Source organism: Paenibacillus sp. JJ1683 (genome assembly GCF_053006485.1).
The window spans coordinates 5,508,952-5,534,506 of record NZ_CM129820.1 but is presented as its reverse complement, the minus strand read 5'-3'; the positions used below and the strand labels follow the sequence as shown (position 1 = coordinate 5,534,506).

Annotated in this window: 18 protein-coding genes and 1 pseudogene; 13 read left to right on the top strand and 6 right to left on the bottom strand. The window is 45.8% G+C overall.

Features of this window, described 5'->3' with window-relative positions; all coding sequences use genetic code 11:
• Positions 1 to 77: 77 nt before the first annotated feature.
• On the top strand, positions 78 to 698 hold the full coding sequence (gene lepB / locus ACUC6J_RS23880) for a signal peptidase I (protein ID WP_025366156.1): 621 nt from the start codon (positions 78 to 80) through the stop codon (positions 696 to 698).
• 57 nt (positions 699 to 755) lie between these two features.
• On the opposite strand, the gene ACUC6J_RS23875 is transcribed toward lepB, so the two are convergent.
• From ACUC6J_RS23875 to ACUC6J_RS23865, 3 genes are all read right to left on the bottom strand, one after another.
• Positions 756 to 1,946, bottom strand: coding sequence for a GTP-binding protein (locus ACUC6J_RS23875; protein WP_447250316.1), 1,191 nt, complete (start codon positions 1,944 to 1,946; stop codon positions 756 to 758).
• Positions 1,947 to 2,199: 253 nt separating this feature from the next.
• Entirely contained in the window at positions 2,200 to 3,030 is an 831-nt protein-coding gene (locus ACUC6J_RS23870) for a carbohydrate ABC transporter permease (RefSeq protein ID WP_447249532.1), read from the bottom strand.
• On the bottom strand, positions 3,030 to 3,926 hold the full coding sequence (locus ACUC6J_RS23865) for a carbohydrate ABC transporter permease (RefSeq protein WP_016822645.1): 897 nt from the start codon (positions 3,924 to 3,926) through the stop codon (positions 3,030 to 3,032). Before ACUC6J_RS23865 ends, ACUC6J_RS23870 begins: the two co-directional genes overlap by 1 nt.
• Positions 3,927 to 4,048: 122 nt before the next feature.
• Here ACUC6J_RS23865 and ACUC6J_RS23860 point away from each other — a divergent pair, with 122 nt between their 5' ends.
• The 5 genes from ACUC6J_RS23860 to ACUC6J_RS23840 all read left to right on the top strand — a co-directional run bounded on the left by ACUC6J_RS23860 (position 4,049) and on the right by ACUC6J_RS23840 (position 10,678).
• A complete protein-coding gene (locus ACUC6J_RS23860) occupies positions 4,049 to 5,908 on the top strand; it encodes a cache domain-containing sensor histidine kinase (protein ID WP_447249531.1) in 1,860 nt (619 codons plus the stop codon).
• Positions 5,901 to 7,547, top strand: a complete 1,647-nt coding sequence (locus ACUC6J_RS23855) for a response regulator transcription factor (RefSeq protein WP_447249530.1) — start codon at positions 5,901 to 5,903, stop codon at positions 7,545 to 7,547. Before ACUC6J_RS23860 ends, ACUC6J_RS23855 begins: the two co-directional genes overlap by 8 nt.
• Before the next feature lie 106 nt (positions 7,548 to 7,653).
• Positions 7,654 to 8,958 carry an ABC transporter substrate-binding protein gene (locus ACUC6J_RS23850; protein WP_019688965.1) on the top strand — a complete coding sequence of 435 codons (1,305 nt, stop codon included), beginning with the start codon at positions 7,654 to 7,656 and terminating at the stop codon, positions 8,956 to 8,958.
• A 320-nt stretch (positions 8,959 to 9,278) separates the two neighbouring features.
• Positions 9,279 to 10,307, top strand: coding sequence for an NADH:flavin oxidoreductase/NADH oxidase (locus ACUC6J_RS23845; protein ID WP_447249529.1), 1,029 nt, complete (start codon positions 9,279 to 9,281; stop codon positions 10,305 to 10,307).
• Between the two features lie 257 nt (positions 10,308 to 10,564).
• Positions 10,565 to 10,678 (top strand): putative holin-like toxin, encoded by a 114-nt coding sequence (locus ACUC6J_RS23840; RefSeq protein WP_016822651.1) that lies wholly within the window; start codon positions 10,565 to 10,567, stop codon positions 10,676 to 10,678.
• 180 nt (positions 10,679 to 10,858) lie between these two features.
• On the opposite strand, the gene ACUC6J_RS23835 is transcribed toward ACUC6J_RS23840, so the two are convergent.
• The 3 genes from ACUC6J_RS23835 to ACUC6J_RS23825 form a co-directional block, all read right to left on the bottom strand.
• Entirely contained in the window at positions 10,859 to 14,449 is a 3,591-nt protein-coding gene (locus ACUC6J_RS23835) for a family 14 glycosylhydrolase (protein ID WP_447249528.1), read from the bottom strand.
• A gap of 281 nt (positions 14,450 to 14,730) precedes the next feature.
• Positions 14,731 to 16,989 (bottom strand): alpha-glucuronidase family glycosyl hydrolase, encoded by a 2,259-nt coding sequence (locus tag ACUC6J_RS23830; RefSeq protein WP_447249527.1) that lies wholly within the window; start codon positions 16,987 to 16,989, stop codon positions 14,731 to 14,733.
• 41 nt (positions 16,990 to 17,030) lie between these two features.
• A complete protein-coding gene (locus ACUC6J_RS23825) occupies positions 17,031 to 19,229 on the bottom strand; it encodes a glycoside hydrolase family 52 protein (protein WP_447249526.1) in 2,199 nt (732 codons plus the stop codon).
• 166 nt (positions 19,230 to 19,395) lie between these two features.
• Between ACUC6J_RS23825 and ACUC6J_RS23820 the strand changes: the two genes are divergently transcribed.
• The 7 genes and pseudogenes from ACUC6J_RS23820 to ACUC6J_RS23790 all read left to right on the top strand — a co-directional run bounded on the left by ACUC6J_RS23820 (position 19,396) and on the right by ACUC6J_RS23790 (position 25,465).
• A complete protein-coding gene (locus ACUC6J_RS23820; protein ID WP_447249525.1) occupies positions 19,396 to 20,340 on the top strand; it encodes an AraC family transcriptional regulator in 945 nt (314 codons plus the stop codon).
• An 84-nt stretch (positions 20,341 to 20,424) separates the two neighbouring features.
• Positions 20,425 to 20,947 (top strand): annotated as a pseudogene (locus ACUC6J_RS23815) (SDR family oxidoreductase); the annotation flags it as partial.
• A gap of 146 nt (positions 20,948 to 21,093) precedes the next feature.
• Positions 21,094 to 21,282 (top strand): Lrp/AsnC family transcriptional regulator, encoded by a 189-nt coding sequence (locus tag ACUC6J_RS23810; RefSeq protein WP_310591840.1) that lies wholly within the window; start codon positions 21,094 to 21,096, stop codon positions 21,280 to 21,282.
• Between the two features lie 1,098 nt (positions 21,283 to 22,380).
• Entirely contained in the window at positions 22,381 to 23,211 is an 831-nt protein-coding gene (locus tag ACUC6J_RS23805; RefSeq protein ID WP_447249524.1) for a hypothetical protein, read from the top strand.
• Positions 23,212 to 23,310: 99 nt separating this feature from the next.
• Positions 23,311 to 23,817: a hypothetical protein gene (locus ACUC6J_RS23800; protein WP_117288836.1), complete on the top strand. Its 507-nt coding sequence runs from the start codon at positions 23,311 to 23,313 to the stop codon at positions 23,815 to 23,817.
• 594 nt (positions 23,818 to 24,411) lie between these two features.
• Complete coding sequence (locus ACUC6J_RS23795; protein ID WP_447249523.1) at positions 24,412 to 24,885, top strand: copper amine oxidase N-terminal domain-containing protein; 474 nt, start codon at positions 24,412 to 24,414, stop codon at positions 24,883 to 24,885.
• A gap of 76 nt (positions 24,886 to 24,961) precedes the next feature.
• Positions 24,962 to 25,465, top strand: a complete 504-nt coding sequence (locus ACUC6J_RS23790) for a hypothetical protein (RefSeq protein WP_340865925.1) — start codon at positions 24,962 to 24,964, stop codon at positions 25,463 to 25,465.
• The last annotated feature ends 90 nt before the right edge of the window (positions 25,466 to 25,555 follow it).

Sequence of the window (25,555 nt, the reverse complement as noted above, 5' to 3'; positions counted from 1 at the left end):
GACTGGGAAAATTTGATTATAATTAAACATTATACATATAATAGGAATAAAACTGTGAGAAAAGGTGGGTTTAGCGCATGGAGAGCGGGAAGCATTTGACAAGTTCAACTTCTGAACCATTGCAGGAAAAGCGACCGCGAATGAACAAGGAGATGATCGATTGGCTTAAGGCAATTATTGTTGCCATTGTGCTCGTGTTCATTATACGTTGGCTGTTATTTGCGCCATTTATTGTTGAGGGAGCATCCATGGAACCGAATTTCAAAACAGATGAACGAGTGGTCGTGAATAAGGTGATTTACGATTTTCGTGACCCCAAGGCAAGTGAGGTTGTTGTATTTCATGTAAAAAAGGAACAAAAGGACTTTATTAAGCGTGTGATTGGAGTGGCTGGAGATACGATTCAGTATCAAGGTGATCATCTTTATGTGAATGGTAAGAAAGTAGAGGAGCCATACATTCAAGAGGCTATCCAAGATGCTCACGCCAAGGGAGAATTATATAACAATGTGGACTTTCCAAACGGTACCATAACCGATTCCAAGGTTCCTGATGGGTATATTTTTGTAATGGGTGACCACCGCAATAATAGTAGGGATAGTCGTGCAATTGGTTTTGTTTCCATCAAGGATATTGTCGGACGTGCGGATGTGATCTTTTGGCCGATCGATAACGCGCAATGGGTTAAGCATAAATAAGGCCAGAGCGCCTAAGATGGGAGGTAGTTGCTCACTTTAGGCGCTTTTTCAAACTCATTATATGTTTTTCGTAAACGGGTCAGGCAACTTGCGCCAATCCTGTTCCATTTCTTCAGGGGTTAGCAGTGTCTTATCCAAGCTACGCTCGATTTCTTCCCGGTTCATATCGATACCAATAAATACGAGTTTGGTAACCCGGTCGCCATATTTCTCATCCCAATCGGGTGTTTTTTCAAAATTTTCACCGAGATAGTATTGTCGTTCTTCTTCAGTCAAAGCAGACACCCATAGTCCTGCGCGTGCGAATTGTTTGGAGCTACCCGCCTGACTGAATGTAAAGGCAGTACGGTTTTGCGTGGCGAGCCACACTAATCCCTTGGAACGTACAACCTCAGTAGGCCATTGAGCCAGCCATTTCAATAAACGTTCGGGATGAAATGGGATTTTGCGCTTGTACACAAACGAAGCAATGCCATATTCCTCTGTCTCCGGTACATGTTCATCCTTGTTCATTTCCTGTATCCAACCCGCCGCCTGACTAGCAGTTTCAAAATCAAAGCGATGCGTGTTTAAAATCTCCTTTGGGTCCACTCTGCCGTATTCGGAACGGATGATTTTGGCGTTCGGTTGAATGCTGCGCAGCACCTTTTCCAATCGTTCGAGTTCCTCTAAGGATACCAGATCGCATTTATTAATGATTAGCACGTCACAAAATTCCACCTGCTCTATGAGCAGATCAACGATGCCACGTGCATCCTCCACAGCCACTTCCTGCCCACGATCCTTAAGGGAGTCTCTAGAGTAGAAGTCTTTCCAAAATTCTGGCGCGTTCACGACAGTGACCATTGTGTCCAATCGGGTCAGCTTGGTCAAATCAATTCCATTTTGCTCATCTACATAACTAAAGGTTTGGGCCACTGGAATGGGCTCACCTATACCTGTGGATTCAATAAGAATATAGTCAAACTTTTTTTCGAGCGCCAGTCGCTCTACCTCTTTTAATAAATCTTCGCGCAAGGTACAACAGATACAACCGTTGGACATTTCCACCAGCTTCTCATTCACACGGGATAATCCTCCACCGTCGCGAACGAGATCAGCATCCACATTAACCTCACTCATATCATTGACGATGACAGCTACCCGTAAGCCTTCCCGGTTATTCAGTACATGGTTCAGCAGTGTAGTTTTGCCGGAACCGAGGTAACCACTTAGTACCGTGACCGGTATTTTCTCATCTCTTTCCATAGCGTTTGCCAACGTAATCACTCATCCCTTCGAAAGTTTCATAAAATGTTGACTGTGCAGTAGTAACTGTAATGCGAGATAGGAAAGCAGCAGCACTTTCTGTTTGATAACTTAATCGTAATAATTACGAATAATGAAATTAGTAAATCATTTATGTGGAAAAATGTCAAGGAAGGTGGAGCCAATCAGTCAAAAGGACTTGCGTAAACTTTACGCAAGTCCTCTGTGGGTCATCTGTAGGGGTGTAGTTGCCTCAGCCTTTGACGGCCCCGGCCACTACGCCTTTAACAATGTATTTTTGCAGAAAGATAAATACGATAATGGAGGGCAGCACAGCCATTACCATTGCGGTCATGGCATACTGCCAGTCTGATGTATATTGGCCAACGAAGGTATAGGCAGCCAGCGTAAGCGTTTTGGTGCTGGGTGAGCCGTTAACCATGAGCAGCGGAAGCAGAAAATCGTTCCATATCCACATCACGTCGATAATAACAATAGTAGCGGTGACCGATTTCAGCAAGGGAAAGATGACGGAAAAGAAAAGCCGAAAGCCTGAGGCTCCGTCGATCTTGGCGCTTTCGTCAATCTCGACCGGAATGCCTTTCACAAAGCCGTGATAGATAAACACTGCCAATGGGGCTCCAAAACCCCAGTACAGCAGGCCAAGTCCCCAAGTGCTATCTGCCAAATTCAAGTCTTTCGTCAGGCGCAAGACGGTCAGCATAATAGACTGAAATGGAATCAGCATCGGCATAATGCACAGCATGTAAATGGCGGAGCTCCACTTGCTTTTCGTCCGTGCCAGCTTATAGGCAGCGATGGAGGATATTAGCACAATGCCTGCCAGCCCGAGCACAGTAATAATCGTGTTATTCAGAAATAAGCGTGGATAGTCAATGAACTTCCATACGTATACGTAGTTATCCAGCGAAAGCTGCTTGGGCAGCGCAATGACGTCGGTCATGACCTCAGCGAAGCTTTTGAACGAATTGTTAATGGCGAGAAACAGCGGATACAAGAATAACAGCGACAATACAATCATGCCCGCTTCCAGCAAAATACGTCCCGTACGGCTGCGTTGCATCAGGCTTCAACCTCCCTGCGTTTGAAAATAGACAATTGAATAATCGTAATGACCAGCACTGCAACGAATAAAATCAAGGCTTTGGCTGTTCCGTAGCCATACAGATTGTTTTGGAACGTATCTCGGTAAATATCATACGCAATGCTGTATGTCGTACCTCCTGGCCCACCGCCAGTCAGCGATAAAATGACGTCGAACACCTTGATCGAGTTGGTCAGTGCCATGAAGACCGAGATCGTAATCGAGGGCGCAAGCATCGGTAAAATAATACTGAAAAATCTCCGAATCGGCCCTGCCCCATCCACGATGGCAGCCTCTTTTAGATCCTCAGGTACAGATTGCAAGCCTGCAATATAAATGACCATGTAAAAGCCAATGGATTGCCAGATGGATACCGCCAAAATGGAAATAAACGCGAGCCCTTCCTCGCCTAGCCAACTGAGCTGGAAGATGCCCCAGCCTGTACTGTGCCCCAGTGACTCAAAACCTTGCATAAAGATGAATTTCCATATAAAGCCGACAATGACGAGGCTGAGGATATAAGGAATAAAGAAAGCCGCGCGCAGCCAGGCCGAGCTTTTGAGCTTCATGTCGAGGACGAGCGCCAGCAAAATGGCCAGCACGTTTACCAATACAATGTACAGAATGGCATATTTGATCGTAAACCAGGCTGCATGTGCAAAGTTAGCGTCTCCGAGCAGGATTTGCTTGAAGTTATCCAGACCTACGAATTTCGGATGTTTGGATATGCCGTTCCACTTAGTCAGGGAATAGCGTATCGTCATCAAAAACGGAATATAAAATGCAATTGTAATGCACAAAATTACGGGCAGTGTGAACAAACCAAATTCCAGCTTACTGCCCTTGTCGCCCCATGTTCCCCTTTTTTTCAGCATAACGCACCTCTTTTTCTCAGCATTTTCCGGTCTTTCGCTCCAAGCTGTTTAAGATATAATGAAAGTATAGGATAGCCCCTAGGGCCGGACCAATGGATTTAAGAAAACAGTTGAGGGTAAAAATGTGTACGCTTTCAAAAGGAGCGGTTATCATGATGTCAGGGCATACAGGAACAATTCTTCGTTCCATGTGGAGGCGGATTACGCAAAAATTAGTGAACAAGCTCATTCTACTTTTTACCTCGGTGATTATTCTGGTGGTGGGCTCACTCACGATTATTTCCTATCAGATGATTGAAAAGGAGTCGGTCAATCATAGCATCGCCAGCACGACGAATAATCTGCTGCTGGTCAATCAGAATTTGGAGGATTACTTGGAGGGAATGCAGCAGTTGGCCCTTCCACAGCTTCGTTATAACGATATCATGAACGCGATTGCCAATGAGAACCGGGACTACGCTGCACGAATGGTCATTGAAAATTACTTGCGCAACATGTTCTATTCCCGCAATGATCTGGAAGCGATTTATCTGTATGTGGCGGATCGGCATCAATACTACGTGGTGACTAGAGAAACGTACAATATTACAGTACGCAAAGGAATAAACACGGATATTCCCAAGCTTCCCTGGTATAAAGAGGCGATGGCTAGCACTGCTAACGAATCTTTTCAATCCTTTGTGGAGTCTCGCTCTGATATGGGCTATGTGGCGCCACAAGCCAGCTTTATGGCTTACCATCGAGTGCTGAGATCGATTGCATCCCGTCACCCGCAGGCAGTGTTGTCCTTTTATTACAACACGAGCGCCGTAGATGAAATCATGCGGAATATTCCACTGGGTAAAGGGGATCAACTGATGCTAATCAGCCCCAAGCGGGTTCCCTTTTATGTGAACAGCCTTCCGCTGTATGAACGAATGCGTGATTCTGGCGTATTGGCCCAGATCGGAGAGGGAGGAAGCGGACAAGTAACGTGGTCAGACAGCAACAGCAACCAGGAGTATTTGGTCGTGTATGATGCAGGTGAAAAGGACGGGTGGCAGCTCATCAAGCCGATTCCATATCGCCAAATTTATGAGGCAGCTACGACCACACGGAATTGGAGTTATGTCATCGGGGCTTTATTTTTAGGTGTGTCTATTATTTTGGTGACCTTGACCTCGAACGCCATTACCCGACCTTTACATAAGCTATCTACCCAGATGAAACGGTTCAGCACCGGAGATTTTGAGGCAAGGGCTCCTGTGAAGGGGCATGACGAGATTGCATATTTGTCGCTGCACTTTAACGAAATGGTCCAAAGAACCGAAGAACTTATTAATGAGCGCTATCGCATGAAGCTGGTCGAAAAGAATGCCATACTCAAGGCGCTGGAGGCTGAGATTAATCCCCATTTTCTGTACAATGCCTTACAAGCCATATCTACACAGGCATTAAAGCGGAAGATGTTCGATATGGCGGATATGGTGGATGCATTGGCCCAAACTTTGCGGTATTCCATCAACGGCAAGGATATCGTAGCTGCCCGCGAGGAGCTCAAGCATATTGAACGATATATAGGTCTGCAAAAGGCAAGATTCGGGGCGAGACTTCAGGTCGAAGTGGTATGGGAGGACACGCTGATGGAGCTGCCAATTCCGAGATTATCCGTGCAAACGTTGGTAGAAAACTCTATCAAGCATGCATTAGAAAAAGTATCAAGTGACATTCTGATCGTCATTTCAGCCGAATCGGGTGCTACAGACGCTACAATTTCAGTCAGGGACAACGGACCTGGAATTTCAGAGGACAAGCTGAAAATAGTGTTGGATTCGTTCCACGAAAAATGGGAAGAGCGGGAGAGCGAGCATATTGGCTTGAAGAATTTGAACACACGGTTGAAGCTTTTGTATGGAGATCAGGCAGGATTATTCATACTTACGGATGAAACGGGAACGGAAATGAGAATGCAAATTCCCCGGGAAGGAGTCGACCATGTATAACGTATTGATTATTGACGATGAAGAACCGTTACGAGAAGCCATTCGTATTGTTGGAGACTGGGATCGTCTGGGTATCGAACATATTTATGAGGCGACAAATGGAAGGTTGGGGATGGAACTGCTCGGTCAGCACCCTATCGATGTGGTGATGGTGGATATGAAAATGCCGGAGATGAACGGCATTGAATTTCTTCGTGTGATCGAAAAGGCATATCCCCATCTGCTGGCCATTGTCATTAGTGGCTACAACGACTTTGAATTTACGCGACAAGCGATTCAATCACGGGTAGTAGATTATCTGCTCAAGCCTATCAACCGCCAGGATCTGAATCAGGCCCTGCGCAAGGCGGTGGACATTCTGGAAAGCCGCAAGCAAAGCCAAGACGAATTCATCAACCAGAGCATTACGCTGAATATGTCACTACCGAAGCTGAAAGAGAAGCTGTATGTATCCATTTTGGATGGCAGCTTTAAAAGGCAGGCCAATACGTCGTTGCTCCCACTAATTGGAGCCGATCGGGCGGAGAACCGCTTTGGGGTGATCGTGCTACGGTTACTGAACAGGGATGAGATTCGCAGGACTCGTTTTCATGGCGATGTCGACCTGATGGATTTTGCGGTAACTAATGTATTAGCGCAGACATCAGATGAACGGTTGCGTTGTTTTAGCTTCCCCCATCCGCGAAGAGAGCGTGAGGTCGTATCGATCTGTACTCTGGCCCCAGGACAAGAAGAACATATGTCCCTCCTACTGGCACAAGTGGCACAGAAGGCGATTGCGAACCTGCATGGGCTGTTCAGTATGGTGGTAGCAGCCGGAGTGGGCAAGCTCTGTTCAGACGTAGTGGAGCTGGCTTCTGCGTATAGGGATGCCAAGAGGTTCATTCACAATACAGATGTGTTGAAGCTGGAAGGGGAATCTATTCTCCATACGGTACCCCGGCAAATGGGGACGTCAGAGGAAATGCCATGGACGGATCGGCTGTTGTCGATCCAAAAGGATGCTCAGACCGGCCAGGCCAACCGAGCAAAGGTACTTCTGGGCGATCTACTGAAACAATTGGCAGCTGGTCCTGTTTTCCGTTTACAGGATGCGGATCGATTGCTGCGGGAGTTCCATTTTTTATTGAGAGAAGCAGCGATTGAGCTGGGTACGCCTATGTCCGCGTCTAATCAGGAGGGAACTTTGGGGGAATTGGGTCGTGTGATTGAAGGTGAGCTATCTGCTGATTTTGCGAGCTTTGCCGACTACAGCCAGAGACTATACCAGATACTGGAGCTCTACATTGCCGGGGTCCAACATGCACAGGCGGGTAACCAACCCTTTGATATTACAGAGATCAAAAAATACATCGAGCGATACTATTTTGAAGATATCAAAATCTCGTTTTTTGCCGAAACCTATTTTTTGAGTCGGGAATATCTGATGAAGTTGTTCAAGCAGCAATTTGGTTACGGCATTCACGAATATGTACAGAAGGTCAGAATGGACAAGGCGAAGGAGCTCCTGGGTGATTCCAGCCTGAAAATTCAGGAAATTTCCGATATGCTCGGTTACAAGGATAAAAACTATTTCAGCAAGGCTTTTCGCAATTATTATCAGGTGTCACCTTCAGAGTATCGCGTGAGCCTGCAATAAACCACTTTTTTACCCTTAACGCTTCACTAATCTGCCTTTTTAAATGAGGCAATATTTTTTAGAATGAGCGCATGAACGTTGATCACAAACAGATGGGGGAGTATCCATGTTAAAGAAGATGATGGCGTTATCCGGCAGTTTGCTTTTGACGGTCGGTTTGTTGAGCGGATGTGGAAGTAGTGGTGGCACAGATGCGGCTAAAGAAAGCGCTGGCGGCAAAGATGATTTGAAAACGGTTACAATTAACATGTTTACAGCCTCACCTGAGTATACTGATGCCTTTAACGCGTATATTGAGGAGTATAAAAAGGTCAAGCCTAATGTAAAGATCAATCTGGAGATCATGCAGGCAGACTACAACACCATTCTCAAGTCAAAAATAGCTTCAGGCAGTACACCGGATGTGTTCCAGACCACGGCCGGAGGTGACATCGACACCTATGCTGATTATAGCGCTGATCTGACCAATGAACCGCTGGCAGCAGCCATGACGGATGCCGTCCGGGCCAATATGAGTTCCAGTGACGGCAAAGTGCTGGGATTACCAGTCAAGGGGAACCTGTTTGCTTTGATTTACAATAAAGATTTGCTTACCAAGGCTGGAATAACCTCTCCGCCGAAGACGATTGCCGAGATGCAGGATGCTGTTACCAAGCTAGAGGCGAAGGGCATTACTCCATTTGCTAATGCATATAAAGAGTGGTGGGTATGGAAGCATATCTTCCAACACTATGTAGATGCTGCTGCGCAGGATGCCGGGGTAGAGCCAAAGCAGCTCGTTGATGATTTTATTGCAGGTAAAGCAAAAATCAAGGACTATCCAGTGCTCTACAACAACTTCTTTAGCTTCATTGATCTGACGGTGAAACATGGTACAGATAAGCCGCTGGAACGGGACAGCAATGCGGGAGTAAGTGATTTTGCATCTGGAAAAGCTGCATTTATGACGGGTAAAGGTGCGTGGGATGAGGAAGCGATCAAGAAAATTAACCCTGATCTCAAGATTGGCATCATGGGATATCCGGTGAGTGACAAAGCGGACCAATCGGTCATCATTACCGGTGCGGATCAGGCGCTACGTATCAACAAGGACTCCGAAGTATCCAAAGAAACGATTGAATTCTTCAACTGGCTGTACACTTCGGAATACGGTAAGAACTGGTTCTCCCAGGTAGCGAAGGTGATTCCTCCAATTAAGGATGCACCGCTTCCTGATCTGGAAATGCCTAAGGAAATGGATAGCATTTTGAAAACATCCAAGTCCGGTGATCTGTCTGTCAACTACTCGCTGGATACATTCCACCAAAAATTTGGTGAGCTGATGCAGGCTTATATCAGTGGTAACATGAACAAGGATCAGGCGGTTGCAGAGATTGAGAAGGCATGGGTCCAATTAGGCTCAGCGCAATAAAATTGGTTTCGCAGAGGCGCCCGTAAGGGCGTCTTTTTGTGTTATGGCTAAGAGCCGGGAAAAGTGTAGACAAAAAAATATTTAATAATATTTAAATATTTACTTGCAAAAAGTTATTAAGTTGTGGATAATAGGTTTTGTGCAATATATCTACAATCTTACGATATACATAATGACTGCAAGGTGCAAATACGAAGGGATACCCTGGTTGGGGGAATCTCTTTGTTTCGTTTGGACTGTGCCGATTATGCTTATAATAGACCGTGTAATTTGGAACGCATTTTTAGTTATGTGGTAGAGATAAAAAGGAGATGAGCGTTTTGAAGACTTCGTTGTTTACACCGTACACACTCAAAGATTTGGAGTTAAAAAATCGTGTGGTCATGGCCCCAATGTGCCAATATTCGGTGACAGCCAAGGACGGAATTCCGAATGATTGGCATCATGTCCACTACCTAAGCCGGGCAATTGGAGGCACGGGTCTGATTATTATAGAAATGACGGACGTGGAACCGGATGGGCGGATTACGGATTACGATCTGGGGCTTTGGTCAGATGAACATATTCCGGCGTATAAGAAGCTGGTCGACGGTATTCATGCGCACGGGGCCAAGGTTGGCATTCAGATTGCTCATGCAGGCCGTAAAGCTGAGGATGCAGCAGAGCCGGTGGCTCCTTCGGCCATTGCATACCCGGATGCAAATTATAAACAGCCACGCGCACTGACCACAGAGGAAGTCCGTGGTATGGTACAAAAATTCGGAGACGCTGCCCGCCGGGCGGTTCAAGCAGGCGTGGATACAATCGAGCTTCACGGTGCACACGGGTACCTGATTCACCAATTCCACTCGCCAGTTACGAACAAACGGGATGACGAGTATGGTAAGGATTTATCCCGTTTCGGCGTAGAAGTCGTTCAGGCTGTGCGTAAGCAAATGCCTGCGGGTATGCCGTTAATCTTCCGCATCAGCGCGGTGGAATACGTAGATGGTGGATACGATGTGGATCATGCTATTGAGCTGTGCCGCGCATATCAGGCTGCAGGCGTAGATATGATCCATGTCAGCTCGGGCGGAGAAGGCCCGGCTGGAGCCAGAAAACCAGGCAACTACCCGGGCTATCAAGTGCCGTTTGCTCGCCAAATCCGCGAGGCGCTGAACATCCCAGTAATCGCCGTCGGCATACTGGATGACCCAGCCTTAGCGCAGTCTGTAATCGGCAATGAGGATGCCGATCTGGTCGCTGTAGGACGCGGATTGCTGCGCGACCCTTATTGGGCGATTCATGCAGCGGTGGCGCTGCGCGGCGAAAAGCCCTCCGTACCTGAACAATATCAACGTGGCTACTGAGGCCTAAGTATTCCCACGTTGTTTATATATAAACAGGCACCTGGAACGAAGTGTACGCTTCGTCGGGTGCCTGTTTTGTATTTATGGACAGATGTTACAGTGTAAGCAACAAAGGACGATGAGTGTTCACATAAGATTAGTTTAATAAAGCTGTAAAACGTTGTGCAAAAGGACGGATTTACGTGCTATAATTCCAGTAACAACAGAATGGCTTAGGTGGGCGGTCGGCTAAGTCTCCCGGAAGGGAGGTGATGCTTGTGGAGGTTAAGGATGCTCTGACATTAATGATGATGTTCGGCACGCTATTAATAGCGTTGATCGGGTTAATCGTTACGATTGTTATTGCGCTGAACCAAAACAAAAAGAAATAGACCGCCCTGCTCAAGGGGAAAACGGTCTATTTCTTTAGATCGCCTTTGAACAGCCGACCGCTCTTCAAAGCGGCTGTTGCCAAGAGTAGGGATGTTACCAGCATCCTTGCTCTTTTTTAGCATATCCTTCTATAACTTATTTTAGCACATCTGAATAATCAATGTAACTGAATGTGACTGTTACTTGGTGAAAACTTTAACTTCCTTTGGAGCGAGAGTTACGGTGATCGAGCCGTTGTTAATCTGAACGGAGTCGTTGCTCAGCTGGTTAGTCAGGCGGGTTCCGTTGGACAGATTATCGAAGTTGCCAATTGTGCGGGTTTGACTATTCCAGGAGTTGTTGATAAATACAATGGCCTCGTCGCCATTTTTAGAGCGCTGGAAACTGTAAAAGGAGTCGTCCACCCATTTTTCCCTTTGGCTACCGTTTTGCAGAGCAGGGTGGTTGTTGCGCACATAGTTCAACTTAGCGATGTACTGATACAGGTCATGGTTGGTGTTGAAATTCATATTCTCCCGATTGGCGGGATCATCTCCGCCACTATAGCCTTGCTCTGTGCCTTGGTAGATAATTGGAATCCCGCGAGATGTCAGAGTAAAGCCCAAAGCGGCCTTGAGCTGTGGCCATTTGTCATAGTTAGCACCCGGCTTGCCAGATGCGTCATTCAGGAAACGTTTTACATCATGATTGTCGATAAATACACCGTTGGTCTGAGCATCGCGATAGTAACGATCATCGGAGTAGCGATCCTTGATTTTTCTCATGGATTGATCGTGTCCGAACACGTCCTTGATTGTATAATACATCGGAAAATCTAGTGCAGCATCAAGATATCGGGTGTAATCGCCCACATAAGCAGGGTCGCCATGGAAAATTTCACCCATGGTGAAGGTATTGGCAGCTTGGTCAAAATCCTTTAGAAAACCCTTCGGTACATGCTTGGCGGTATCCACCCGCAGCCCGTCGATGCCTGTCTCATTAAGCAGCCATTTGATCCAGTTTTTAAGCTCGTTTGCGGTAGCGGGGTTTTCATGATTTAGGTCATCCAGTCCAGCTACATCACCATTTTCGATTTTCCATTGATTGTTGGAGTTGTAGTCCCCGCCTGTAATGTCACCATTGTGATGATACCAGTCTGCTTTGTCAAAAGGAGCCTTGGCGAATCCGTTCCCCGGTTGGAAATCACCTGTGTGATTCACAACTACGTCCAGCATCACAGCAATATTTTTGTCATGTGCCTTGCGAACCAGCTCTTGGAGCTTGTCCATTGTTCCGAGATGCCCATCTACTGCATAAAAATCATACGTATGATAGCCGTGGTAAGCGTATTCACTCTTTTGCATCGTTACTGGAGTAATCCAGATCGCGGTAAACCCCATATTTTTAATGTAGTCGAGTTTGTTAATAATACCTTGAAAATCGCCACCATGCCACTTGCGCTGATCACTGTTGTTGGAATTGAAGCCACCGTAGTTATCATTGGATGGATCACCGTTGCTGAAACGATCTGTCATGATAAAATAAATGCTCTGTTTGCTCCAGTCTGTGCTGAGGGAGGTGGGCTTGGAGAGAGTACCCAGATCCATAGGGGTGAAGACGCCCGAAGGCGCCTCCGTTTGAGCTGTTACTTCAACTCCGTTAGAGTTGGGTGCGTAGGTAGAAGTGCTTACGTTTAAGGATACACCTGAAAGTTTTTCTGTTTGGATAGGTCCTGTAACTTCGTTGAGGTCGGTTGCGTAGGTAGAAGTCACTACGCTGAGGACACTCCCTGAAGGTGCCCCTGTTCGGATAGTTCCTGCGGCTCCGTTAGAGCCGGGTGTGTAGGTAGAAGTGCCAGTGCTGAAAAGGTAGTTTTTAGTGTTGTTGCTGTCCCAGTTGTTATTGCCGTCATTAAAAGCAGCTTCCAATTGGGAGGCAGAACCGATATCGACGGTAATTTTAGCATAGCCGCTAATCTCGGCGTCCTGCATTTTCACCCCAGGCACAGCAGTCCAGTTACCGCCAGCCGGACGGTAGTGAATGTAAGGTGAGTTGAAGCCTTTTTTGTAGTATACCGTTACTTTGTTAGCTGTACCGCCGCCATCCCCGGGATTTGTGCCCGCTGGAGCGCCTGATGTAATCGTTCCTGCATTGCCGCTGTTACCAGGCGTGTAGGTAGAAGTGCCTGTACTGAACGAGTAGTTTTTGGTGTTGTTGCTGTCCCAGTTGTTATTGCCGTCGTTAAAGGCGGCTTCCAATTGCGAGGCAGAACCGATATCGACGGTAATTTTAGCATAGCCGCTAATTTCGGCAGCCTGCATTTTCACACCAGGAGCAGCAGTCCAGCTTCCGCCAGCCGGGCGGTAGTGAATGTAAGGCGAGTTGAAGCCTTTTTTGTAGTATATCGTTACTTTGTTGCCTGTACCGCCATTATTGTCAGGCTTGGCTTTGCTGATGATATATTGTTTGAATCCACTCAACTCACCGGTTGGTGAGCCGTCATTGTTGACGAGATTGCTGATGCGCAATAACGTAAACCCATGATAACCGAACTTCGTGATTTTCTCCTCGATTTTTTGGAAGCCGCTGCCGCCTGTCGGCAGTGCATTTTCACCATTCAGGCGAACACCCTTGGCATTCGCGATGGAGGAGACGGTATCAACCAAGGTGGACGGCAACGAATAATTCGGTGCTGTGCCACTGTCACTCATCTCCAGGCAAGTAAATGTCAAGTCTAGATCGGCATCCTTGAATTTCTGAATGAGACGGTTGTAATCATAATATCCACCTGCTTGTTCTGTGCTGTGCGGCATAGCAGGATTGTTCATCTGCCAGTGCAGACCGGAAATTTTGGCCCCAATCCGGACACCAAACACAGAATCGAAGTTCTTGTGGGCAGCTGCTCCGATGACACCTAGATGCTTCTCAAGCACACTTTGGTACCACGACAGAAAATCCTTTCCATACGCGGAATTATACCCGCCGTTCGTGTAAAATCCGTCCCCGTCGGTCGGTGGATTGATTTGGCTAAGGCTGGTAAGCTTGGTGCCCCAAGCAGCATTAATCTTGTCCAATGATCCGTACTTGTCATTCATAGCTGTACGGAATGCATTTTTGGCTGTTTCAGTATAGGCTTGGAACTTGCCCCGTCCCGGGTAACTCCAGCCCGCTGCCGGGTAGTAGGACGGATAGCGCAATTCCCCGGAAGGACCGCCGCTTAAATAAATTTTGGGAATGATACTTTTATACCCGGCAAAGTTTTGAGCGAATGAGGCATACAACTCGTCATATTGTTTGCCAGTCCCGCTCCACAATGGGGAAAGGGCTTCGTTATTGGCATAGCCGCTTTCGTCCTTGAACTGCATTTCATCTGCACTACCCTTGCTTGACAGCCAGCTTGGCAGTGGGATGTTGCAATCATCTCCCACATTTCCTCCACACTTATGCGTAGAGATAATAGGAACCCACTTCAGTCCCGCTTCTTTCACGGCATCTGCATAGGTTTTGTAGTAGCTCCAATCGAACTGGTTATCTCCTGCACTTTCTACATAGCCCCACCAGACGTCGGTAGTGATGGCATACACGCCATTGTTTTTCAACGTTTGCAGTTGCTTTTTGAAGGAACCCCAGTCGTTTATTTTCGCCAGTGGTCCCATAACGGAAGCCTGAAAATCATCTGCAACCGCGGCGCTCGCCGTATTAGAGGGTGAGCCAATGAAGGCGGTCAGAGACAGCACAAGGCTTAGTAGAAGCATACACCCTTTTTTCCATAGACTTCGATACAAGGTCAAACCGATCATCCTCCCCAAAGCATAGTCTAATTCGACAACATTTTGTAAACGTCTACAAAAATAGTATAGAGCAAGCGGTTGCATAAAAAGAAGAATTTATTGCACACTCAAGGTGGACAAATATGACATTTTGCGTTAGCAACCGTGTGCTTAAATTAGACCAGGCAAAAAAGACACAGGTCTGAATAAGACGCGTGTCTTTTATAGATAGTAAATTCCCGCAATAAAATAAGGGAAAGAAAACCCCAGTGTGTATGCAAGTATTGCATGAGACAACCTTCTTAATAGATAGGGCGATTTTTTTCGTCGGGAATACCACTTTTACGATAAAAATACGTATTGATTCGATCCCGCCATTCCTTGGCGTGCTCAGCCTGATGCTCTAGTCGCGCCAGCACCTGTTCATACACCCTTTCATTTATTTGCTCACGCAGACTAACCCATGTATCTCGGAGATGGGCTGCACGTTCTGCACCTTCAAAATGAGTATCATAAATATGCTGTATGACCGTTTGGCCAGAGTGGAGCGTGTGCGTATAAGGGACATGGTGAAAGAATAAGAGCAGTTCATCCGGACAGGTGTCTGTAGACTCGTAGATCCCGGCAACAGGAGGAAAATATTGTCCTGCATAGCCCGTTCCAGTTGCAGTCGTCCGATCTACTCCGATCCCCTGGCAATCGGCAAAATGGTAGGTGCCCCACATCGAATATTCGTACCCGTCTACATCCGGCCCATAGTGGTGATTGGGACTAACCATCCAACCGACCCCAAGGGGGGCGGTGTAGGACTCGTAGATATTCCATGAATCGAGCAGCATCTGCTTAATGGTAGGAATCAACTCTGTATCATCGTCATCCTTACCTTTATTGTTAAATGTCAGCCGAACCCATTCATCTGCGATTTCATCTGCGGATAGATCCGGGTTCCATGCCAACCGGCCGTAGCCGTAAAGATTGGACTGGGCGAGCAAATGCCCGGTCCAATTGGTGTCTGCACCAATATTGGAAACAGCGGCTATTCCAAAGTTGTTGTGCTTGGGAACATGATGTGTTGGCTCCTCCTGGAAACTACCGCTGTTTGCATGGACCATAGTCTCCCTGCGAGGAGAATCAGAACCGCTGTTGCTATGCAAAGCGCCACTCACGATACGTTTGATGGTGGAGCCTTTTCCCTGTGAGTAGGTATCAAAATCGAGCACTTCCTTCCATTGCGGAACCAGATAACATAGATGTTTTTGTTGTCCGGTATACTCCTGCGCAATTTGAAATTCCAGCAGTACCTGAGTGGCTTTCAGCGCGCCGAATAGGGGGGATACTGGCTCCCGCACTTGAAAATCCATCGGGCCATTTTTGATCTGTAAAATGACATTTTCCCGGAACAGCCCATCCAGCGGTTTAAAATGGTCAAAGGCCGCTCGAGCCCGATCCGTCTTGCGGTCACGCCAGTCCTGTTTGCAGTCGTAGACAAAGCAGCGCCAAATCACACGCCCGCCATAGGGCCGTAGCGCATCCGCCAGCATGTTGGCTCCATCGGCGTGATGGCGCCCATAGCTGAAGGGACCAGGCCGATTTTCAGAATCGGCCTTGACCACAAAACCACCCAGATCGGGAACGGCTGCGTAAACCTCCTGTGCTTTGGTCTGCCACCATTCAGCTACACCGGGGTCCAGAGGATCGGCTGTGGTTAATCCACCGAGCTGTATCGGGCTGGCATAGTTAATGCTCAAGTAGATTTGGATACCATAGGCGCGAAATACGGCTGCTACTTTGGCTACATCAGGTAAAAACCGATCTGTGATCAGCTCAGTTTCTACCTGATGGACATTCACATTGTTAATGGATAACGCCTGAATGCCTACAGAAGCGAGTAGACGGGCATAGTCTCGAAGGCGCTCCATATTTGTAGTAAAGGTATTATGGTTGTAGAAAATAGATGCCCCGGCATATCCACGTTCAACACTACCATCCATGTTATCCCAGTGGTTGATCATGCGAATGGAGTTACCCGGATTAGACAGCAGGTCTAGAGTGGGAGCGTGCAATGATTCCCCGGCAGTGGGCTTCAGATTGCCGTCTAGTCCTCCTTGCAGGTAGCGCAGCAAATGAAAGACTCCGTACAATACTCCTTTGGAGGTCTGACCCGCGACTGTAACGCACTGTCCTTTGATATCATCGTGATCTTGCCCAGTTGAATCTGCAAGTTTCGGCACTTCTACTCCACGAATTCGGTAGCCTTCTGCGCTCACTTCTGCCTGTTCTTCTGCACTAAACCGTTCTGCGACACATGGATGGTCCTGGAACGTACCCAGCGCAACGAATGGTACATGGACAGGAGCGGTACTTATCTTCGGCTGCTGTCCGAACATGGCAGCCAATCCTTGCCGAAGCTCACTCGCAGCCGTCTGAAGCACTTCATCATCTGTTTCATGAACTACGATGACTCTGCACCAAGCAGGCATCTTTTCTACAAATTGGTCGCGATGGTAGTGCAACCAAGCGTCATAGCCGCTCTCGCTTGGCATATTCATCCGCTTGCTCATATTATTTGGGCCTCCTTTGGACGAGTGAGGGTTCGTTCGTCTCAGGCATGCTGTTTCTCATCTTGACTCATATGCTGAGGGAGGGTCAGCCGATTCCCTTTGCCTTCATACAGCCACAAAATAGCGGTAACCCCGCGTGGGTAATATTTGCTGCCGTGGGCAATACCGGAGAGCATTTGGTCGCTCCAGCACCAATAGGATTCTTCAGGATGGAGGAGCCATGAGACATGGGCTGCGTCAGCCGCCTGCCCCGTTTCCTGCCAAGGCAGCTCCAGTAGCTCACGAGCAATAAACTGTGACAGATAGATTTTGCTTAACCAGGAGTTGTTACTGGTCGAGGATAGCTTCCAGCCTCCGTCTTCAAATAGACAAACTCCTGGTACCAGTACGGTTTGCAAATGGCGTCGAAGTGCCTGGATATATCCACCGAACCGCCCATCACTCTTAAGCGCATCTTCACATCCTGTAAAATAGGGGAAGATCAGCCCCTCAATGGCAGGAATGATTTGCGAGTCGTTGCCTTCCTTAATGACTGCAGGAATATAGCCCTTGTCAGTCATGTGAGTGGTGATTGAAGCTGCGCATTTGTCTGCCTGTAAGCCAGCTTCCTGTGAAAGGGAGTTAAGCCCCTTTAAGGCAAATATCTTTTCCAGCGCAACATATACCGCCCAGCATTTGCTGCCTAAATAAATGTTATTGCGGGATTGACCCAGGGATACATCCAGACTATCGTAAGTCGTAATTTCTGCCCCTCCCTGGGTTCTTGAGCTGTCTAGACCCATTAAGCCGTTTCGTTGCGCCGGGTCTGGATGATCCCGCCGTAGCATGCTTTCAAAGCAGTCGCACAAGACAGGCAGCATACGTGTCGTAAATGACTGATCCTGTGTCTGCTCGATATATACCGTGGCGCAGCAAAGCCAGTTCACCAGTTCCTCGTGGCTCATGTAAGAGAAGCAGTCGTCAATCCCTGCCAGCTCATAACAGGAATACCCTTGCCGGGAGAACACATTGGCCACGCCCATATCATGTGTAAACGTGATCCCACCGGGATAGGCCTGTTCCTCCCCCGGGAAGCGTACTTCATCCCGATAGCTGTACCGTTGGACAAACCACTCCAGCTCGTTGCGCACCGTCCATGGATTCAAAATCAATTCATAATAAAGCTGATCTGCCGTCAGATCGAGTGTATTCATCATTCGGTACTCGCCTTCGTTCACAATCCAGATCGGTTCGCCATCCTCTTGCTGACTGAGCAATTGAGTGCTGCCGTAATAGCTGTGAATGGCCTGAGCAAGCATAAATTTCTGATCCAGACTCAAGCTCGCCGATTCGATCCAGTCGTTCGCCTGAACACAGGCTGCGGTTAGGTTGGTAAAATGCTTCAACGCATAGCTTCCCACGTCTTCGATGTCCTTGAACAGCCGGGTGTAGTAATAAGATGCTTCAATGCCTGTTGTCACAATGCCGCCGCGATAAAAGCATATAGCGAAGGCGTACGTGCGCTTCTCCCCTGCGGGAACGTCCATCAGGAGCGCACCCGTTGCACCTAAGCCAAAGGATAAGTTATCAGCCATGGTCTCCCCAAGTAGCTTCTCCATCGCAAATCCGCTGGCAGGTACCGCTTCGCTGCTGTTGGTCACAATAGCAGTGCTTCGTCCTTGGCCGATGCCTGTGAGTCTTTCCTTCAATCGGGTAGAATCCATAGCGTCCCTGCGTGGATCTTCTCCTATAATGCGTATGCCGCTATACGGGTCACTGCCCTGGTAGCCGAAAAAGGCTCTCCGTGCAGCAGCACCCTGTGTATTATCGATCGTCAGCTCGGCAAATACAGCCGGAACCAACGCTGCCCGCAGCTCATCTATGCCCGCAATTCCCGGCTCGGGCACCGGGCGAACGGGGGAGTACAGCCGGAATGTCAAATCGCCTGCCTGCCATGTATCGGTTCCTGCTTTTAGCTCACGGGTGATGTCCTGATCGGCAAAGGCAACGAGCAGAGGCTCCGTTTTTTTATCCTTTTTCTCCACATCATAGCGGGTACTTTCATCCTGTATGGATGCAAAAAAGGGAAGCGCCTCATACGATCCTCCATCCCTGGATTGCAGCCCGATGTATACATTTTCATCAGCAGGCTTGCCCAGTTCCAGGCCGAGTCCGCCGCGATTACCCTTAAACCCAAGTGTAAAGCTGGAGAATGAACCGATAGGTGCATGCTGCGTGTTATAAAATATATTTTTCGACATATATTGAAACCCCTTTCATGATAAAATGTGGCTTTGGCTAACTTTAATTAGAGCCTAGCATGACATGTGCCGAGGAACCATTGTCAAATCGCTCAACTATTTATCCAAATCGCGCTGGAAACGATATACTGAAGTATATCGATGTAAGTAAGCTAGGAGGAAAAACATGTCGTCACCACGTTTACCAAAGCGGCCCCATGATCCAGGCCTTACGGTCGCCGGAGAGGAATTCTTCTTTCCCGATGTGCGGACTACGGTCAATCTGTTTGCCATTCATACACGAAGTGTCGGAAGAGACTGGAGCTATCCGCCACATCAACATCCGCAATATGAAATTAACATCGTGCTTGCGGGAGAACAGATCATGGTTGTGGATGGTCGCAGCTTCATCCAGCGACAAGGTGATCTGATACTTTTGCGCCCAGGAATTGTCCACTCCAGCCGTAGTAACGGAGAGGGGTTTACGTATTTTTGCATGCATTTCGACATTGATGATAAATTGTTTCTTTCGCTCCTGAGTCGTTTGGAGCAAGTACTTTTTCCAGCGGATGGCACAGTAGCGAAGCAGATGGGACCAGCGCTAGGCAAGCTGCTCGGTCTTTCTGCGCTTGAGGACAAAGGTATAGATGGTGATTCAGTGGCAAAGCGTATGCGGATTCAATCTGCTGTGTTCGAACTGTTCGCAACGTTGTGGGAGGCTGTATCCAGTGAAGCCGCTCATCTGCCAGGGCGTGGATATGTGCAGGCAGAGCTTGCCCATCAGATTGCAAGTCGTCTTCAGGGCAGGGTCAATCAGCCTTATAGACAGGCCGGCTCGTTGGAAAAACAGGATGGGATCGAGGGTATTTCATCCGAACTGGGTATTAGCGTATCTCATTGTAATCGTGTATTCCGTAGCGTTTTTGGCGTATCTCCGCGGGTGTATCTATCCGAGCTTGTCTTGCATGAGGCGAAGCTGCTGCTGGCTGATCCGCAATGGTCAGTGCAGCAAATTGCTGATTTGCTCGGCTATGGGGATATTGCACATTTTAGCAGGCAATTCAAACGCTGGGCCGGTCAGTCGCCGACATCCTACCGCAAGAATATAGCCCTTGAAAGTTCACCCGAATAAAAATATATATGCTTATAAAATAGTTGTAATACAATCCTTATAAAGTAGATGATAATGATATGAATTTACATAAAGACTTTTTAATTGAACAATCAAAAAGAAGAGGAAGTACAGGCGTTTTTTGAAAGGGTCAGCGCTTTCGATCATTTGTTTACTCCAGGTGCGAGCTATACACGTGGTCCGATCACCATAGATACGGAAAAGGCGAAGACTCCATTCGAGGGGAAATTCTGGCCGCAGTATTTTGCCGCCAAGCATGCAGTACCGCATATTTCCAAGGCTGGTTCGATCGTTCTAATGTCCGGAGCCTTCAGTGGGATTTGGTGCTACCTATGGAGCGGCTAACGACGCGATTGAAAGCTTGGTCAAGGTGCTGGCGGTAGAATTGGCTCCGGTACGGGTCAATGTGGTGTCTCCCGGCACGATCTGGCGGGACGGCCCCGAGGGAGAGCAGCGGGCGCAGGCTTTTGAGGAATACAAGGAAGTAACCTTACTACGGCGAGTGGGGTATAATGAGGAAAACGCACATACAGTGTTGTACCTGATGACTAACAAGTTCACCACCGGAAGCGTGCTGTTCGCAGATGGCGGTTATACGCTGATCTAATTGCTGGAAGCTGACGTGTGCATATCCACCAGTCCAATACACACTTACAATGTGTTGGACTGGTTTTCTTTTTACAGGAGAAGTAGCGGAATGGATTAGGTGGGCTATAAAGTACTATAGATACTGCAAAATCAGGTCCGCATGCCATGACTGAGCTGGGCAAGAAGGTTGGACTTTCTCAGCCGGCTGTAACAGAACGAGTGCGGCGCATGGAGGATAAAGGTATGATTACAGGATATCGGGTCATAGTTTCACCTGAGAGAGTGGGAAAGTCTATCCTGGCTCATGTGCTCATGCAGGCGAATCACTGCAATTTATTTGCTGAGTTTTGCTAATCCGCTCCTGAAGTTACTAAATGTCATAAAATCAGAGGCGAGCATAATTTTCTGCTAAAACTGATGACGGATTCGATGCCCCTTTTGGAGGATTCAGAGAATGAATGCAGAAAGCGTGAGACACTCTACCACGTTGATTGTCCTTTCTTCGCCTATACCGTACAAAGTTATAAGCCCTAATCTGCCTGATTCTATTTAGAACATCATCGTAGCTTGGCTGAACTGCCGTATTACAAGTTGAGATGCGCGTCTTTGGGTTGTTCAAGCTATTTCGGTGTAGTATTAACGTCCTTGCGCCGAGTGCATCTGAATGAACTATTCTAGATTTCGGTAACTTTTCGGGTCGCCTGATTCGTTCTTTTGTATGGGAGTCTTTTTAATGGTAGGCAGCTGCGATCACTTTTGTACGTAACAGTAGAGATCTGAAATACGTTAGCCATTTAACCGTACCGTATTGCTACAAATTACTTCTGTATACTTCTCCATACCCAAAGGGATGTTTCAAAATACACCCCAAATTCAATAAACTAAGTTTCAACTGTTCTATTGTTGGCCAGCTTAAATGAAGGTTTTCTTTTGCTTCACTTTACCGATTTTTTAATGTTTCAACTAAGTTTATTTATCCCATTAGATTGGGAGCGCTATGGACTTAAAATGAAGGCCCCTGATTGGATACGTTGATATTCTGCATTTCCTACTTTGATAAATGCTTAATATTGTTCTTCTTTTACTTTTGATACTTGGACAGTTAACAAAACGAAGTGAGATGACCTATAATTATGTAAGACATAAAACAAAATAACCAAACCTTACTAATGTATTGAAAAATGATACATTAAAAATATCTTCTTTGTTTTTTTACATAAGTATCTAGAAAAAGGTATATTGAGGGAGGGCTGGAATGGAAAAGGACTAGTTTTCTTATCAACAGCTTCATTGTGTAAAAGGAAAGATGGGATGAAAAACAGTTTCATGCTTTTCTTGGTACTAACCGAACATCCGCTTACTATTCAGTAGGGAGGATGTTTTATAGTAACCGCTCTCCAATAGAGCCATGTCCTAAGTGCAATTATTCTAGATAATATGGAGGAATTAAAGATGAAGAATATGATGGTCAAGCCTTTTATCGTAGGTTGTGCTTTCTTATTATTTGCAACAACGGGAATTGCACAAGTAGGTGCTCAGGAATATGTTGATCAAGACATTAATAACAATACTGTATCAAACCAATTATCTAATGCCCAGGTTCAAAAAAAATTAACAGAAAATATAGATTCAGTTGAAAAATACATGGAGAGTCAGGGCACGAGTGTATTAAAAGAATTGGAGAAAGAGAAAGCAAGACTCGAATCGCTTTTAGACAAAGAAACGAGTCCTGAGGGTAAGGTTCAGTTAACAGATTTAATTCAAAGTTATACTAAAAATATTGCAGAGTATGAAAATTATCTTTCTCAGGGGAATAAAAGTGAAGGGGAGTTTTCAAAATCTGGTGTTCAAGATCCAGTACTTTCTCCAGCAGTGAGCACAGTGATTGCTTATTTCAATGTCCGGCAATATTATTTAGCGGCCGAATTGTTAACATATGCGAAAGACAGATCCACTGGAGGCCAATACACTCCTTATTTCGCTGGTCAAACATATGGAACATCAGAGTACGCAAGATTGAGAAATAAAGTACAAGTATCGGGACCTTCTGGCTCGGGCAGCGCGACTTTCTCCAAAGGATCGACGACTAAAGATGATGATTTATATTATGCTCTTCATAAATATAATTATAGCTGGAAAAATGGAAGTATTACAATCACAGATAGATATGATTATGATGTTAATCCTGAGTATAATGGTATAGCTGGGACTGCTGTAAATACAATGTATTTGGCGCAGACATTGGGTGTTATCGTGCCCTATACTGTAGTAATGAGGTTCTAGATCGTTCAGTTAATTAATAGAATGATCAAAAAGGTTGATATAAATGCACCATTCTATAAGCGAATGGTGCATGAATTATTTAGCTAGGGGACGTTAAATGTGAGAAATAAAAAGCTGATCATATTTTCATTAATTTCCGTTCTGATTTTGGTCGGATTGTTTTATGTTTTTTTTTCAAAAAAGAACAAAGAAGTAGAGTGGCTTTACGATAAGTTGGGAATTCAATTACCCGAAGAGACCAGTATCTGGTTTAGTGATGAATCCTATGGAGCACTTGGGGATGGATATCGTTTGTATATTTATCAAACTAACTCTGAAGAGATGAAGGAATTAATCAGAAGAGGAAAATTGAAATCTTGGTCTAAACTACCGTTACCTACAGAGTTAAGTGGTCCATTAATGGAAAAAATCAAAGGCATCACAAGTGAAAAAATAGCTGAGCTTTTACCTTTGAAAGCAACCAAGGGTTACTATACGATTAGAAATAGTCGCACGAATGGTTTAATTATGGGGAGTGATGTTTATGATTTTAGTTTTAATAATGTGATAATTAGTGTTATCAACTTAGAGGATAACAAAATATATTTTTTATCTTTTGATATGTAATTTGAAATTAAAACTAACAGAGAACCCTCAGGGAAATACCGTTGGGAATCCTGCTTGTTCCTTCATCTCTTTCGTATCTCAGACTGCTAGGGTTAAAGTTCAAAGCATTCTCGCTGCCAAGCATGCCGTACTGTATATCTCTAAGGATATCCAAACTTTTATCTGAGAAAATAGGAAATCAAACCATAAATTATGTGCTCATGGAGGCAAATCACCGCAATTTATTTGCTGAGTTTTGCCAATCCTCTCCCGAAGTTATTGAATGTCATAAAAACAGTGGCGAGTAATGATTTTCTACTAAAAGAGATGACGGAATTGATGAGACGATTGGAGGAATTCAGAGATAATTTGGTAACATGACCGCTCTGCCACGCTAATTGTTCTTTCCTCACCTATATCCTTACAAAGCCATAGCCCCAATCTGTCTGATTCTATTTAGGATATCATCGTTATTTGTCGATTCGTCTTTTTTTTGTGTGTATTTTTAAATCTTGATGTGAGGCAGCTAAGGGCTAATTTCACAAAAGCATTCCTCTTACAAAATTTCAAAGAGTTTTATAAATTTGTTTTTACTTAAAAAGGAGATATCATACGTTGAAGAAAGCAGTTCATACCATATTCTTTGCTGTGATTTTCTTTGTAATCGTAGATCGAGCAAATGCTGCACTTCCTAAATATTTGTACAATTTTGTCCTTACAGTAAACAATGTTGAAGTCATATCTGATGCAAACCCTTATATCGAACGAGCAACCAATACAACATATGTTCCTATTCGATTTGTATCTGAGAGTTTGGGCGGAAGTGTAAGCTGGAATAGAGAGAAGCAGGAGGTTACAATCTTTTCTGAGCATGGCGAAATCGTACGTCTGACTATTGGCAGTAAAGTAGCTTATGTAAATGATATAGAAAAAATAATGCCTAATGCGCCTGTTATGCCAGTCTCACCTAATCGTGTGATGGTGCCTCTCAGATGGGTTTCAGAGGCTATGGGCGCGACCGTAGATAGTACTTTAAAAAACGAAACTATACATATAAACATTACCAACACACATTCAAGCAAAAATTGACTTAATCTGAAAAATAGCATCTCTGTATAGGACTGAAAATGAAGGGTGAAATTTACAATGAGGGAGGTTTTATCAATTGAAGATTGCGCTACATAAGAAGTTGGCTTGTTTGATTGTTCTTGGAGGGATTTTGACCGTAGTTGCTACTGGTTTTGGAGGGGATAAGGAACCTTATAAACTTCCCGATAAGCCCAAAGAGGCTGCTGTCTCTACATTTTCAGAATATATGAACGCTTCTATGAGTCGTGACTACGATAAGATGCTTTCACTGTCTGATGATTATCGTTTTAAAACAGAGAGGGCACGACTTAATTTTCTAAAAGCCCAAGGGACACCGATAGATTATCGTATCATGTCTGTGGATGATTCTGACCCTTCCAAGATTGTTGTTTCTTCGATAACGAAGTATAAGGATATGGAGTTACCTCCTATCAAGCATATTCTTGCTTTTGAAGAAGGAAAGTACAAGCTACAAATGAGGAATGTTGTGGTCAATATGATTCCTTCTTCACCTGACTATAAAACAGTCGAGTACGAGCCTGAGAAGGTAGATGATGATTTGGAAAATAATTTCAATTGATTTTAATTTTTTGATTTTCTAATCAAACGATCGACAACGTATCCAATGAGATACCAGAAACCTATCGTAGTAAAGTATACAACGGCTATA